The organism is Rufibacter ruber (genome assembly GCF_014138425.1).
In the GTDB taxonomy this organism is placed as follows: Bacteria; Bacteroidota; Bacteroidia; order Cytophagales; family Hymenobacteraceae; genus Nibribacter; species Nibribacter ruber_C.
Map to the genome: position 1 here is coordinate 62,921 of NZ_JACJIQ010000009.1, position 15,151 is coordinate 78,071.

Annotated in this window: 9 protein-coding genes; 4 read left to right on the forward strand and 5 right to left on the reverse strand. The window is 53.4% G+C overall.

What is annotated here, in order from left to right; translation table 11 throughout:
- Nucleotides 1-56: 56 nt before the first annotated feature.
- Nucleotides 57-1,412, reverse strand: coding sequence for a sensor histidine kinase (locus FHS90_RS11925; RefSeq protein WP_182513220.1), 1,356 nt, complete (start codon nucleotides 1,410-1,412; stop codon nucleotides 57-59).
- A gap of 246 nt (nucleotides 1,413-1,658) precedes the next feature.
- Nucleotides 1,659-2,096 carry an acyl-CoA thioesterase gene (locus FHS90_RS11930; protein ID WP_066837078.1) on the reverse strand — a complete coding sequence of 146 codons (438 nt, stop codon included), beginning with the start codon at nucleotides 2,094-2,096 and terminating at the stop codon, nucleotides 1,659-1,661.
- Nucleotides 2,097-2,396: 300 nt separating this feature from the next.
- Here FHS90_RS11930 and FHS90_RS11935 point away from each other — a divergent pair, with 300 nt between their 5' ends.
- The gene (locus tag FHS90_RS11935) at nucleotides 2,397-4,193 is read left to right on the forward strand and encodes a glycosyltransferase (protein ID WP_066837080.1); all 1,797 of its coding nucleotides are present in this window, start codon (nucleotides 2,397-2,399) and stop codon (nucleotides 4,191-4,193) included.
- A gap of 101 nt (nucleotides 4,194-4,294) precedes the next feature.
- Nucleotides 4,295-4,690: a hypothetical protein gene (locus FHS90_RS11940; RefSeq protein WP_182513221.1), complete on the forward strand. Its 396-nt coding sequence runs from the start codon at nucleotides 4,295-4,297 to the stop codon at nucleotides 4,688-4,690.
- Between the two features lie 36 nt (nucleotides 4,691-4,726).
- Here the strand turns inward: FHS90_RS11940 and FHS90_RS11945 are convergent, their stop codons facing one another.
- Nucleotides 4,727-7,159, reverse strand: a complete 2,433-nt coding sequence (locus tag FHS90_RS11945) for a glycoside hydrolase family 31 protein (protein WP_246386958.1) — start codon at nucleotides 7,157-7,159, stop codon at nucleotides 4,727-4,729.
- Nucleotides 7,160-7,492: 333 nt separating this feature from the next.
- Here FHS90_RS11945 and FHS90_RS11950 point away from each other — a divergent pair, with 333 nt between their 5' ends.
- Nucleotides 7,493-8,722, forward strand: a complete 1,230-nt coding sequence (locus FHS90_RS11950) for a glycosyltransferase family 4 protein (RefSeq protein WP_377047723.1) — start codon at nucleotides 7,493-7,495, stop codon at nucleotides 8,720-8,722.
- A gap of 358 nt (nucleotides 8,723-9,080) precedes the next feature.
- On the opposite strand, the gene FHS90_RS11955 is transcribed toward FHS90_RS11950, so the two are convergent.
- The gene (locus FHS90_RS11955; protein WP_182513223.1) at nucleotides 9,081-11,102 is read right to left on the reverse strand and encodes an alpha amylase C-terminal domain-containing protein; all 2,022 of its coding nucleotides are present in this window, start codon (nucleotides 11,100-11,102) and stop codon (nucleotides 9,081-9,083) included.
- A gap of 201 nt (nucleotides 11,103-11,303) precedes the next feature.
- On the opposite strand from FHS90_RS11955, the gene FHS90_RS11960 reads away from it, so the two are divergent.
- Nucleotides 11,304-14,132 (forward strand): alpha-amylase family glycosyl hydrolase, encoded by a 2,829-nt coding sequence (locus FHS90_RS11960; protein ID WP_182513224.1) that lies wholly within the window; start codon nucleotides 11,304-11,306, stop codon nucleotides 14,130-14,132.
- A 109-nt stretch (nucleotides 14,133-14,241) separates the two neighbouring features.
- On the opposite strand, the gene FHS90_RS11965 is transcribed toward FHS90_RS11960, so the two are convergent.
- A complete protein-coding gene (locus FHS90_RS11965; protein ID WP_182513225.1) occupies nucleotides 14,242-14,988 on the reverse strand; it encodes a ThuA domain-containing protein in 747 nt (248 codons plus the stop codon).
- Between the last annotated feature and the right edge of the window lie 163 nt (nucleotides 14,989-15,151).

The following is a 15,151-nucleotide window of genomic DNA, read 5'->3' on the forward strand; positions in this document are numbered from 1 at the left end:
GATTAATGCCCCTGTTTTAGGGCTGTTTTTCTGAAAACAGCCCTAAAACAGGGGCATTATATTTTGGCAGCCGGGCGTGAGGGTTCAGCAACAGATAGCGCCTTGGCTGCCAGCGGCAGCTGCACCACAAATGTGACCCCAGAGGAGGGATGGAGCTCAAACCAGATCTTTCCTTGTTGGGCCTCCACAAATTCCCGGCAAAGCACAAGGCCCAGGCCCACGCCTTTCTCCCTGCTGGTGCCGTAGGTTATTTTTCCGGAGAGCTTAAAAACGTCTGGGGAAAGCTGCAGCGGTTTGCCGTTGCCAGAATCTGTGACCCGCAGCAGGCAGGAACCGTTTTCTTCCGTGGCCGTGACCTGTACCGTGCCCCCGGGCAGAGTAAATTTAATGGCATTGTTTATCAGGTTGCGTACCACCAGCTGCACCATGTCAGTGTCTGCCATGACCACCAGGTGAGGGGCCAGGGAAGAGTGAAGGCTAATCCCCTTCCCAAGGGCAATGTCCCGGAAAAGGTCTACGGTAGGGGGGAGCAGGGAGGAGAGGGGCAACGGGGAAACCGCTATAGACACGCCCTCCATCTGGTTTTTAGACCAGGACAGCAGGTTAGTGAGCATTTCAAGGGTGTTCTGGGTGTTTCTGAGCAACTGGGCCTGAACCTCCCTGCGGGTATCCTGGGGCAGGTCCATCTGAAACAGGAACTGCAGGTAACCCTGAATATTGGCCAGTGGGGCCCTGAGGTCATGGGAGATGATGGAGAAAAGCTTGTTCTTCTCCTGGTTCAGCACCAGCAGATCAGCGGCGGCCTGCTCAGAGGCTACCCGGGCGGCATTGTAGCTTTTCACCAGAGACACCGTGCAGACTCTGACCAGAATGAAAACCATGATGTAGGAAGAGGCCACATCAATAAACTGCCTTTCACGGGTGGCGTAATGGCCGGAGATGCTGGCGGGGAAGAAATATTCCCAGCAGAGCAGCCCCGCCAGCAAAGTCAGGTTGAGCATAGACCAGGCCCATCCCTGCCGCATGGGAGCCACCGCAATAATAGGGAAGTAAGAAAGGGCCAGCAGCAGCAGCGTGGGGCCGTTAATCCCGGCATTGAAAAAATAATTCACCCCAAAGACCACCTGCACCGTGATGGCAGCCACGGTAAAACTGACCTGGTGCCGGTTTCTGAAGCGGGAGAGGTAGTAGGCAAAAGACAGCACCACCACCATGAACAGTGACAGGAAGGAGGACCAGTACAAGCCCACCGCGTAATTAAACGGTATGTTATAGGTGACGGCCAGTAGGGTGATCAGGCAGAACGTGTTGTAAATACGCTGCTCCAGCGAGAATTGGGCAGGAGACCCCACCAATTCCAGCCAAAAATCCTGTATCTGTGCCTTGAATGATTTGAAAAAACCTCCCAGCATGCGTGCCAGCTTTCTCTCTGTATATGGTCAGTAGTAACTTCTTGAGGGGTAGTGGGGGCTACAGAAAGTAAAGATACGGTTGAATCCAGAGAAAAAGGAAGAATGACGGGGACGGGGCAAAGATTTCTGTTTTCGGGCTGTTTTTCAAAAAACAGCCCGAAAACAGAAATCTGGCAGGAGGGGAAGGGTTTCACCGTGAAGTAGGACAACCTCTGTCAGGCAGGAACCCAGTGGTTAAGCCAGTGTTTAGGCCGCCTCTTCCTCAAAGTCATCGGCTTTGGGCAGGGTCAGGAACTGGCGGGCCAGGTCTTCTGGCAGGGCCGTCAGTTTCCGCTTTGCCACATCCATCCAGGCGCCGTCAACGTTGATGATGGCCGCTTTCACCCCATCTGACCGGTAGAGTTCATGCCTGATAGACCAGCGGGAGCCGTCTTTCCTGGTTTTGACCAGTAGCGAGTGAATTTTGACGGTGTCATTGATGCCTACCTCCCGCAGGTACTGCAGCTCTTCCCTAAATAAAATGGGGCCAAGCTGCAGCCGCTTGAGCGCCGAAAAATCCAGCCCCAGATCATTCAGCATGGCAATACGGGCCTGGGCGGCAAAGTCTGCGTAAGCAGAGTGGCGCAGGTGCATGTTGGCGTCTACCTGGGCCCAGATCACGTGCCCCTCATATACAGTACTCATAGTTTTTCCTTTGCAGATGAATTGATTCCCGCTTGCCTCTTTTTTAAGGGCAGGCGTGCCCGTGAATATACTGCGAAAATAGAAATCTGTTCAGAGACGCGCCGCCGCAAAGGGAGCAGGTGGGGCTGTGGCAAAAAAAAACATCGGCTGCGCCGGAATATTTTTGCTTCAAAACCCCCTGAGCGTGAAGAGCAAAGAACATCAGGGGGCCTTTTTGCGTTGAGAAATCTAAAAATAAACGGCACAAACTATATCCGTTTAACGCTATATTGAGTAAAATACCACAAAAAATTCCATCCCATGCCTCAATCCACTTCTGCCTCTCCTTATCTGCTTGAAATTGCCTGGGAAGCCTGCAACCAAGTTGGAGGTATTTATACGGTCATCAGATCTAAAGTACCCGCCATGATGGAATACTGGGGAGACCAGTATTGTCTGATTGGGCCTTATTTCCCTAGCCAGGCGGCGGCCGAGTTTGAGCCTACAGATGACTACTCAGACATTTACGGGCAGGCGGTGCTGGAACTGAGAGCCCAGGGGGTGGAGGTTTATTACGGCACCTGGCTGGTGACCGGTCGGCCGCGCATTGTGCTGATCAATCCGTACAGCGCGTTCAGTGACATTCCGGCTATCAAATATTTCCTGTGGGAGCACCACCGCATTCCTACCTCTAATGAAGACCTGTTGCACCAGGTGCTGGCCTTTGGCAGTATGGTGAAGCGGTACGTGTCTTTGCTGTCAAAGAAAACGAAGAAGCTGGTGGCGCATTTCCATGAATGGATGGTGGGTTCCTGCATTCCAGACTTGCGGCGGGAGCAGGTGCCGGTGAAGATTGTATTTACCACCCACGCCACGCTGCTTGGGCGCTACCTGGCCATGAACGACCCCAACTTCTATGACCAGCTCACCTCAGTTGACTGGCAGCAGGAGGCGCGGCATTTCAACATTGAGCCGGCCGTCTCCATTGAGCGGGCGGCGGCGCATGGGGCGCATGTGTTTACCACCGTGAGCGAGGTGACGGTGCGGGAATGTATCTACCTGCTGGACCGGATTCCGGATACCGTGCTGCCCAATGGATTGAATATCAGAAGGTTCACCGCCTTGCATGAGTTCCAGAACCTGCATTTGACGTACAAGAAGAAGATTCACCGGTTTGTGATGGGGCATTTTTTCCAGAGCTTTCCGTTCAACCTGGACAAAACCCTTTATTTCTTCACCTCAGGGCGTTACGAGTACCGGAACAAAGGCTTTGACCTTACCCTGGAAGCCCTGGCCCGCCTGAACTACCGCCTCAAAAAAGCCAAGTCAGACATGACCGTGGTGATGTTCTTTATCACTAAACGGCCTTTCCACTCTATCAACCCGCAGGTGTTGCATTCACGGGCACTCATGGAGGAGATACAGGAGACTTGCGAGTCTATCACGGAGCAGGTGGGGGAGCGGTTGTTTTATGAGGCGGCCGCCAGCAATGAGCACAAGGTGCCGGACCTGAACTCATTTGTTGAAGACTACTGGAAACTGCGCTACCGCCGTACCGTGCAATCCTGGAAAACCCACCAGTTGCCGCCGGTGGTAACCCACAACCTGGTAGAAGACCAGACAGATGATATTCTGCACTTCCTGCGCGCCTCTAATCTGGTGAACAATGCAGATGACCGGGTAAAGATTGTGTACCACCCAGATTTCGTCTCCCCGGCTAACCCGCTGTTCGGGATGGAGTATGGGCAGTTTGTGCGGGGCTGTCACCTGGGGGTTTTCCCAAGCTATTACGAGCCGTGGGGCTATACCCCGCTGGAGTGTGTGGCCAGCGGGATTCCGGCCGTGACCAGTGATTTGTCCGGCTTTGGTGATTATGTGAAGAAGCACGTGAAGAAGTACACTGAAAAAGGGATTTACGTGATTGACCGCCATGAAAAAGGCTTTAGTGAGTCAGCAGAGCAGTTGACCAATCACTTAATGGAGATTGTGGAGCTCAGCCGCAGAGAGCGAATTAACCAGCGTAACAAAGTGGAGAGTTCCTCTGAGATGTTTGACTGGAAAAAGCTGCTGGTGCATTACGAGCGGGCGTACCAGTTGGCGCTCAGTTCAAATATATAGCACCCTGAAACAGGTTCTGAAAACAAGCAAGAGGGGGCACCAGATGGGCCCCCTCTTGCTTGTTTTCAGAACCTGCTCATACGTACCCTTCCGGCAGCGGCGTGCCATTATTTTCTATTAAAATTTCCCTTAGGAATAGAAATGGGAGAAGGCTGATTTTTGAAACTATCGGCATTTTTATCTTTCCGGCCAATGCGTCTGCCCACATCTCAGGGCTTCTGTTTTTGGGCTGTTTTTCAGAAAACAGCCCAAAAACAGAAGCCCTGAAAGGCCCTTGTCCCAGTCATACACTCACAGGAGAAGAAAAGGGAAAATACGGATTTTGTTCTGGGGGGAGGTTGGTGAGTGCAGGTTCTGACTGCCCAGGGCAAGCTCTGTCTACCGCGTTGCGCCTCCCCTTTGTTCAAAAGAATGGTAGCGGGTTCTTTGGGGTTGCGCAGCGGTGGCATAAAAAACGCCCCATCAGACGTGTGCTGATGGAGCGTTGGGCGTTTTAGGGCTGTTTTCTGAAAAACAGCCCTAAAACAGGAAATTTAGGCAATACCGGTTACCGAGTGCAGGCTTATCTGGGTGAACCCGCTGGGGACGGTGACCACCAGCACACGTTGGTCAGCAGAGGCCTCCCAGACGGTTTCTTCGTTGTCTACCAGCACGGAGGCGGTAGGGGCAGGCAAACCGTGTATGATGATTCTGTAGCGCGGGTACGCGGCCGCCCCGCTGCCTTCTATCTGCTGGGAAATTGAGAAGGAGGCGGCAGAGGGTTCGGTCTGGAAAGTTTTGAGCTGGTAAGCCCCTTCAGTGTAGCCATAGCCCTCGCCGCCGTCTTCATACAGCGTGCTGATGTAGGGGAACTCACTGTAGTACACATGCAGGGTGGCTTCCTGAATCTCCAGCTCCCCCACATACTGCTGTACCGGGTACATGGGCAGCACCGCCCCCGCCCGCACAAACATGGGAATCCGGTCCAGCGGGGCGTCTGCCCAAACCTCCTGGCGGCCAAAGACCACCTCGTCTGACCAGAAGTTGTACCACTGCCCGTGGGGCAGGTAAAGGTTTCTTCCCTCCACACCCGGGGCCGTGATGGGGCACACCAGAAGATGGTCTCCCAGGCAGAATTCAGCCATGCGGTGGTAGCACTCAGGGTCATGCTGGTCCTGCAGAGACAGCGGCCTCAGCATGGGCGTACCCTGGGTGGCATATTGCCAGAAGGTGGTGTAAATGTAGGGCAGCAACTGGTAGCGCAACTCAATGAACTTGCGGGCCAGGCTGGTGAACGGCTCCCCAAACGACCAGGGCTCCTGATCACCGTGGTCACCAGAGGAGTGGGTGCGGCAGAACGGGTGGAACACAGCCAACTGGAGCCACCTGATGTACAGTTCCCCGTCTGGGGTTTCTATGAAACCGCCAATGTCTGAGCCTACAAATGAAATCCCGGAGATGCTCAAGCGCTGGCACTGGATGTTGGCCAGCCAGAGGTGATCCCAAGAGGCAATGTTATCTCCCGTCCAGGCAGAGGCGAACCGTTGCACACCGGCATACCCTGACCTGGTAATGGTGAACGGGCGGTCTGGGTAGGAGAACTGCTTCACCCCCTCATACGTGGCGCGGGCCATCTGCATGCCATACACGTTGTGGCCTTTGCGGTGGCTGCCGGGTTCCCCGTCCATGTGCAGGCGCACATCATTGGGGAACGTGCCAATCTCAAACACTGCCGGTTCGTTCATATCATTCCAGACACCTTTCACCCCCACGTCCTGTATCAGACCTTTAAACAGGCCAGACCACCAGGTACGTACATCTTGGCGGGTGAAATCCGGGAAGTGGCAGAGGCCGGGCCAGACGGTTCCCTTGTAGAGCGGGCCATCAGCGCGCCGGCAGAAATAATCATTTTGCACCCCTTCCTGGTAAACCCAGTAGTCATGGTCAATCTTAATACCGGGGTCAATGATAACCACGGTTTTAAACCCGTCTTCTTTGAGCTCCCGCACCATGCGGGCGGGTTCTGGAAAGTGCTCATTGCTCCAGGTGAAACACCGGAAGCCCTCCATGTAGTCAATGTCCAGGTACAGCGCATCACAGGGAATCTGGCGTTCCCTGAACCCCTGGGCCAGGTTTTTCACCACAGACTCTGGGTAGTAGCTCCATTTGCACTGGTGGTACCCCAAGGCCCACAGTGGGGGCAGCTCTGGGGTGCCGGTGAGCAGGGTGTAGCGCTGAATAACCTGGGTGAGCGTGGGGCCATAGATGAAGTAATAATCCATGCTTCCGCCCTGCGCCCAGAAGCTGGCCACCGTGTCGCGCTCCATGCCAAAGTCATAGAAATTCCGGAACGTGTTGTCAAAGAAGATCCCGTAGGCGTTGCGGTTGTGCAGGCCCATAAAAAAGTTGATGTTCTTGTAGAGCGGGTCTGTGCCTTTGGTATAGCCGTAGGTGTCAGTGCCCCAGTTCTCAAAGCGGCGGCCGCGCAGGTTCATGTTCTCGGCTTTGTCGCCCAGGCCATAGAAATATTCCCGTGGCTGCGCGCGCTTGCTCATCTTGACAATCTCCCCGCCGTACTCTTTGTGGTCTTCCCAGTGAAAGCCCTTCTCATCTTCATTGAGCAGGTTGCCAGATTTGTCCAGAATGCGGGTAAGCAGGCCCTTTTTTGAGATGGTGCAGATTAATTCTTTGGTGGTAAGGCGGTAATGATCAGAAAGTGCCTTAACTTTCAGCTTTACCGGGGTGGAGGCGTTGTTAGGGGCAATGGCGTAAGAAAAATCCCGGCCAAAGGTGCCGTCTGGCGCAAATCTAAAGCGTAAGATGGTCGCAGAAACAGCCTCTACCCGCAGGGCCACCCGGTTGTCACAGAGAAAGGTAGCGTAGCTGTTGTGGGTATCAACCTGAATGACAGAACCCGGAAAGAACTCTTCCCGTTTTGCCCCCAGGTCATTGATCATGTAATTAGTATCCTGAACTGAATTATCCATGCACAAAAGTAAATGATAAAGAAGAACGCACTACTGTAACTTTAAGTGTTTGTTCACCATATAAGCTGCATAAATACGGAAAGTTTAGTTCTTCTTATTTCTTATTGATAAAGTATCAAAAATAAATAGATTTACTTCGCCTATCTTTGTGAAGGCGAGTAGCGCTTTTGGTAATCTATACCTTTGGCCCCTGATAAAGTTGATTACGAGTTAAAAATGAAGAAACTGCGCGTACTAATGTTGGGCTGGGAAGATCAGCCTGTCTTAAATGGAGGTTTGGGGAAAGCCTGCTTTCATTTAGCTGAAGCGTTGGCAAAAGATGTTGAATTGACCATGATTGTTCCCCAGGCAGAAGAACAAGTGCTGGAGGAACAGGCGGAAGTGTTGGGGTTGGGATCATTGGACCTGTCATCTATCAAACAAGCCCCCGTTGAAAGATCTTTTGAACGCTTTGCGGATACGCACAGAGTTCCAGCTAATTTGTTCCCCTACAGTGAGTCTCTGGATCTGGAAGGGCAGGAGTACCAGCCTGAAGGGGAGGAGGAAGGAGAAGGAGTCACCGCCGCCGCCGCCGCCGCCCCGGTGGCAGAGGTAACCCCAGAAGAGGCCCCCAGGCAGCAACCAGAGATTAAATATGTGGCCGGCCCTAAAGGCACCCTGAATTTTGAAGTGATCCAGTTCGCCCGTTTTGCCGCGCGTCTGGCCTCGCACAAAGAGTTTGACGTGGTGTACGCCCATGACTGGATGACGTTCCTGGCCGGAATTGAAATCAAGACCCAGCGCAAAGTTCCGTTGGTGCTACACGTGCACAGCCTGTCTTTTGACCGCCAGATTGGGCACCCGTGGGGGTGGATCTACGAGCTGGAGGTGAAAGCATTGCAGGCGGCAGATTTAGTGATTGCCGTGAGTGAGCGTACCGCCCAGATGATGATCAAACGCTACGGCATCAGCCCTAAGAAAATTCGGGTGGTGTACAACGGCTTTTCGGGCCGGTTTATTCCCGTGTCTTCTGCTGAACCTAAAAAACAAGTAACGTTCCTGGGCCGCCTGGTGGCGCAGAAGGGGACTCTCCAGTTCCTGAAAGTGGCCAAAGAGGTGATGAAGCAGGACCCGGAAGTGAAGTTTGTGGTGGCAGGGCACGGCCCGCAGTTAGAGGAAGCCAAACACCAGGTCCAGAAATTGGGCATTGCCGAATCTGTTACGTTTACCGGCTTCCTTGATTCAGACGCGGCCGTAGATTTACTGAGAACCTCAGGGGTGTTCTGCCTCCCTGCCGTATCTGAGCCGTTTGGTTTAGCGGCGCTGGAGGCTACCCAGGCCGGGCTTCCGGTGGTATTGTCCAGCCAGACCGGGGCCGGAGAGGTCTTGCCCAAAGCCAGTATCAGTGACCCCAATGATGTGGCCGGCATGGCTGAACACATTCTGGAGCTTCTGAGGGATAATGCCTTGCGCCAGGAGATGGTGGAGGCCAACCAGGAAGCCATTCAGGAACTCACCTGGGAGGCGACCGCTGCCCAGGTGTATGAGGCCTTAACAGCTGTGCTCAAGGTGAAAGAAGACTAACACTTACGGACCAATTTTTAGTTTTAAAAGGCAGAGGCCTCCATTTATTGGAGGCCTCTGCCTTTTAAATTTTGTGCAGGTTGTTCAGCCTTCTGGAGGAGTACCCAAGCCTGCGCCAGAAGGGTACCCCTTTGTTTAACTGGAGAGAATAGCCTGCCTCTGGTTTGGGATTGTTTTCAGAAAACTAAGCCAGAAACAGCAGTGGGTCCAAAAAATGCCTGAGCCCTAAAAGTACGTTCAGCTCTGAGTAGGGGAAAGTGAAGCCGGTGCCAACCTGCCTTTGCTAGTACCTGACATGGCGTTTGGTGTTCCTGTTTTCGGGCTGTTTTGGCCAAAACAGCCTGAAAACAGGAAGATGTTAGTCTACCCGCCGTAACACCAGGGCTGTGCGGTTGGGGAGGTAAATGCTTAACCTGGGGCCGTAGGTGGTGGGTTGGGTGAAATATTTGATGCGGGTATCTACGCGGTCATGGCCGCCTGTCTCCGGGCTGTCAGAAGACAGCAGGATCTCATAGCTGCCGGCGTTTTGTACCGGGAACAGATAATCAGGCACTGAATTCTGGACATGGAAATTGAAAAGGAAGATCAGCCCGGCCCGTTCAAAGATCAGTACGTTGTTGAAGTTGTCCTGATGCAGCTTATGGGCTTGCCCCTGCTCCAGTAGGTGGTTTTCCTTGGCCAGGGCCAGCATCTCTTTTTCAAATTGCCACATGTGCCGGTAGCGCAACTGCTCGTTGTCTACCAGAGACCACTGCCGGCGGGCATACTGGTAACTCCAGTTATTGCCTTCCCGCGGGAAATCTACCCATTCAGGGTGCCCAAACTCATTGCCCATGAAGGTGAGGTACGCCTCGCCACCCAGGGCCATGGTAATAAGCCTGATCATTTTGTGGAGCGCAACGCCGCGGTCAATCACGGGGCTCTGGTCTGTGGTGCGCATGTGAAAGTACATGTCTTTGTCCATGAGCCAGAAGGCCAGGGTTTTGTCGCCCACCAGAGACTGGTCATGAGATTCAGCGTAGGCCACTGTTTTCTCCTGGGGGCGGCGGTTGGTGAGCTCGTGCCAGATTTCATCTAGGTTCCAGTCCTCGTCGCGCTTGTGTTTGAGGGTTTTGATCCAGTAGTCTGGGGTGCCCATGGCCAAACGGAAGTCAAACCCAATGCCGCCTTCTTTTATGGGGCGGCAGAGGCCGGGCATGCCGCTCATGTCCTCGGCAATGGAAATGCTGCCTTTTCTCACGGCATGGCTGAGCTCATTGGCCAGCTGCAGATACAGAATGGCATCTTCATCTACCCAGGAGTCAAAGTAGCGGTCATAATGCCCAAAGGCTACGCCTTCGCCGTGGTGGTGGTACAGAATAGAGGTGACGCCGTCAAACCGGAAGCCGTCAATATGGAACTCTTCCAGCCAGTAGCGCACGTTTGACAACAGGAACTGCCGCACTTCTGGCACCCCGTAATTGAAAAGCTTGGAATCCCACCCGGGGTGGTGCCCGCGTTTCCCTTTATGGAAGAACTGCCCCCCGGAGCCGTCAAAGTCTGCCAGTCCCTCTGCCACGTTCTTGACCGCATGGGCGTGAATGAGATCCATCACCACGGCAATGCCCATGCCATGCGCCTCGTTGACCAGGTACTTTAAGTCTTCGGGTGTGCCGAAACGGGAGGTAGGGGCAAAGAAGTTGGAGACGTGGTACCCAAAAGAACCGTAGTAGGGGTGCTCTGCCAACGCCATCAACTGAAGGCAGTTATAGCCCGTCTCTTTGATGCGGGGCAGAATTTGCTCTGCAAACTCCCGGTACGTACCCACCCCGTGCTTTTCCTGGGCCATGCCTACGTGGCATTCGTAGATAAGCGGTTCGGTGACCTCTGTGGGTTTAAAGTTCTTGTCCGTCCACTTGAATTTCTTGTCAGGGCACCATACCTGACCCGAGAAGTCATAGCTTTCAGGGTCCTGGACGGACCGGAAGGCGAAGGGGGAGATTCGGTCCCGGGCAGAGCCGTCGGCGCCTACCACGTGCACCTTGTACCGCTGCCCGTGCTGGATCTGGCACTCAGAAGCCGGAATGAATGCTTCCCAGGTTCCGTTCTCCTGCCGCCGGAGGGGGTGGCGCTGTCTGTCCCAGCCGTTGAAATCACCTATCAGAAAGAGGGCCTGGGCCGCCGGGGCCCATTCCCGGTACCGCCAGCCGTTGTTCTCCTTTTCATAGTGAAGGCCCATGTCGCGGTGCCAGTTGGCATAATTGGTCAGCGTTCCGGCAGACCTTTTAATAGCGGCTCTTTCTTCCTGAAAGCGTTCTAAGCGTTTGGTGAGCTGGGGGGCATACGGCGTGAGCCAGGGGTCTAGCTTAACAAGCGGTAATGAAGGGGATACCTTTGGCATAATCATTCAGTTGGACAGGCTTAAACTACATCTTCTTAGCTGAAGAAGCAATTTCAGGCCCCGTGGAATCTTCTTGTGTTGAAAGTTGATAAAAACACTAGGTATTTGACAGAAAGTTTTGATAATTTAGCAAGGAAATCGTTTTCCTTGATGCAGGGTCATCTTGATCTTTCCATCATCATAACTCTTAAAGCCTATTGCATGAAAACTACGTTCCGAATACTTGGCTTGTTGCTGCAACTGTTGGCGTATACGGCAAAAGCACAGGTTGTGACTTGGTCACCCGCCTATCCCACCCACAATGAAGCGGTCACCATCACGTTTGACGCCTCTAAAGGGACTGGCGGGCTGGCCGGTTTTACCGGTGACGTCTACGCCCACACCGGCGTACTGACCAACCTCAGCACCTCAGTGGGCGACTGGCGCTATGTGAAAGCCGGGTGGACCACCAACCTGGCTGCGGCCAAAATGCAGCCTCTGGGGAACAACCGGTACCAGATTACCCTCACCCCGCGCACTTACTACAACGTGCCGGCCAGCGAGGAAATCAAAGCCCTTATGTTTGTGTTCAGGAGCCCAGATGGCTCCCGTGAAGGAAAAGACACGGGGGCCAAAGACATACAGGTCCCTATTTATGCTGCGGGGAGCCTGAATGTGACCTTCAACCAACCTGTGTTGGGGAGCAACGGGCTTTTTGTAGATCAAAACCAGACCGTTCAGGTGAGTGGTACTGCGTCATTAACGGCTGACCTGGCGCTGTATGTGAATGGGGTGAAAATCAAAGAGGAGGCCCAGGCTACCACTATTTCAGCCTCATTCAATGGTACTACAGCCGGGCCAAACACCGTGAAACTGGTAGCCGTGAGTGGGGCCACCACTGCTGAGACCTCTTTCAATTTTGTGGTGCGCCCCCCTGTGCAGACGCAGGAACTCCCCGCCAATGCCAAAGACGGGGTTACGTACCTGAGCCCCACCAGTGTGCTCCTGAACCTGTATGCCCCCGGTAAGCAGAATGTGTATGCCATTGGTGACTTTAACAACTGGCAGGTAGGGGCCACCCCTATGAAACGTACACCAGACGGCACCAGGTATTGGGTGCAGCTAGATAACCTCACCCCCAGGCAGGAGTACGCGTACCAGTACCTGGTAGATGAAAGCATTAGAATAGGGGACCCGTACACCCAGAAGGTGTTAGACCCCAATGAAGACCGCTTTATCAGTGCAGAGACCTATCCTAACCTGAAGCCTTACCCAACCGGGAAAACCAGCGGCATGGTGTCTGTCTTCCAGACAGACCAGACCCCGTATGTGTGGCAGGTGCAGAATTTCCAGAAGCCCAAGAAAACCGATCTGGTGGTGTATGAGCTGCTGGTGCGTGACTTTATTGAGAAGCATGACTACCAGACCCTCACAGATACGCTGGCTTATTTAAGCAGGCTTGGGGTGAACGCTATTGAGCTGCTGCCCATTCAGGAGTATGAAGGCAACCTGAGCTGGGGCTACAACTCAGTGTATTATTTCGCGCCAGATAAATACTACGGGTCAAGAGAAATGCTGAAACGGTTCATTGATGCCGCCCACGCGCGGGGAATGGCCGTGATCCTGGATATTGCCCTGAACCACTCCTTCGGGCAGTCACCTATGGTACAGCTGTATTATAACCAGGCTACCGGAAAAACCACGCCTAACAGCCCCTGGTTTAACCCTGATCCCACCCATGACTACAACGTGGGGCATGACTTTAACCATGAGAGTGCCGCCACCAAATATTTTGTAGACCGCGTGACAGAGTTCTGGCTACGAGAGTACAACATTGACGGGTACCGCTTTGACCTCTCCAAGGGGTTCACCCAGAGACAGACCCTGGGCAATGTGAATGCTTGGGGGCAGTATGACCAGAGCCGCGTAGACATTCTCAAGCGTATGGCAGACCATGTCTGGAGCGTGAAGAATGATGCCTATGTCATCTTGGAGCATTTGGCAGACAACAGTGAAGAAACCGTGCTGGCCAATTACGGCATGATGCTCTGGGGCAACCTGCATTACAATTACAAACAGGCGGCGTTAGGGTATACCAGCAATGGCAACTTCAACTGGATCTCGTACAAGCAGCGGGGCTGGAACAGTCCGCACGTGGTGGGGTACATGGAAAGCCATGATGAGGAGCGGCTCATGTATGAGGCGCTGACCAACGGGAACAGGGTGAGCACCGCGCCGGGTGCTTACAGCATTAGAAACACCAATACCGCCCTGCAGCGTATGGAACTGGCCGCGGCGTTCTTCTTTACCGTTCCGGGCCCTAAAATGCTCTGGCAGTTTGGCGAAGTGGGGTATGATATCTCCATCAACCAGAATGGCCGCACCGGGAACAAGCCCATCTTGTGGAACTACTATTCGGTGGCCGAACGGCGGGAGCTCTACAACGTTTATGCCGGACTGATCAAGCTGAAAATCAACCAGCCGGTGTTTGAGACAGAAAACTTCACCCTGAACCTGGGAGACAACCTGAAGACCATCCATTTGCAGGATGCCAACATGAAAGTAGCCGTTCTGGGCAATTTCGGGATTACAGCGGGAACCATTGATCCAAGATTTCAGCAGACAGGCACCTGGTATGACTACATTACCGGCGAAGCCCTGAATGTGACCAACGTCAACCAAGCTATTACGCTACAGCCCGGCGAATACCGCTTGTACACCTCCAGCCGGTTGAACAGCAACGGTATTCTCCTGAGTGTGAAGGAAGACGTTGGGGCCGTGGCCCAGCGTCTAAACGCTTTCCCTAACCCGGTAGCCGCCAACCAGATCACCCTGCAGTACGAGCTGAAAAGCGCCACAGACGTGCGGGTACAGCTGTATGACCAGGTGGGTAGATTGGTGAAAGAGAAACATCTGGGGAAACAGGCCGCCGGAAGCCAACAGATCAGCCAGTCCTTAGCTGACAAGGGCGGGCGCTTGGCACCCGGGCTTTACCTGATCAGGCTGATCACGGGGGCCACCGCTTCTACTGCGCAGCTGATAGTGAAGTAAAAAGGAAGAAGTTTTTAGGCAGGAATCCGTTTTCGGGCTGTTTTTGAGAAAACAGCCCGAAAACGGATTCCTGTTTTTTTTAATAGCAATGAGAGCTTCAGAAGAGATTTTATTTCTGCAACACGTACTGGATGCCTCCTAACAGGTGCCGGAGGAAAAGAGGGTCCTGAAAACTTTCATTTGTATGGCCGCCGGCAGTGTAAAAAGCTCTGCCCCCGTCAAAGGCATGGCACCAGGCGACAGGGTGGTAGCCATTGGTGCCTCCCTTGTAACTTTTCTCATCAAGGGTAGCCAAAATCTGGAGCCCCGGCTGCAGGTTCTTGAAGTTGTACCATTCATCCCGGCGCTGCCAACGGTCTGGTAAGAAATGAGTGGCGGGGTGGTTTTTATCTACCACGTCAATGATGGCGGTCTGCACAGCGGGGTGGCTCTCAAAGTAGGCTCCTACCAACTGGTTATACCAGGGCCATTGGTACTCAGTATCTGTAGCCGCATGAATGCCCACAAAACCGTTTCCAGCTTTTATATACTGCTCAAAGGCCGTTTGCTGGGCGGGGTTCAGAACGTCTTGGGTGGTGCTCAGGAAAACCACGGCCTGGTATTTCTTCAGATTCTTCTGGGTAAACAGGGCTGCATTGTTGGTGGTGTCTACTGAAAAGCCATTTTCCTGCCCCAGCTTCTGCAGGGCCGCCAACCCCGCCGGAATGGATTTGTGGTAAAACCCGGCTGTTTTGTAAAATACCAGCAGATGTGCTTTGCGTGTAGCAAAAGGAGCGGCAGAGTGAGACGGGCTGCATTGGAAGACAATTCCACAGATGAATATCAACCCCCAAACGGCAGTAAAATTCTTGAACATGGCACCAGTTGTTTCAGGGAAAGTTACTGGAAATTCTTTTCTAGCAGCGATCTCACCACAAGAATGCCTGAAAAATCTGTTCTGTTTTTGACCTGCTTTCCCCAAAACAGCCCCAAAACAGACGCTGTCTTAAATGGCGCCCACAGACGCTTGCGCCGGTAAT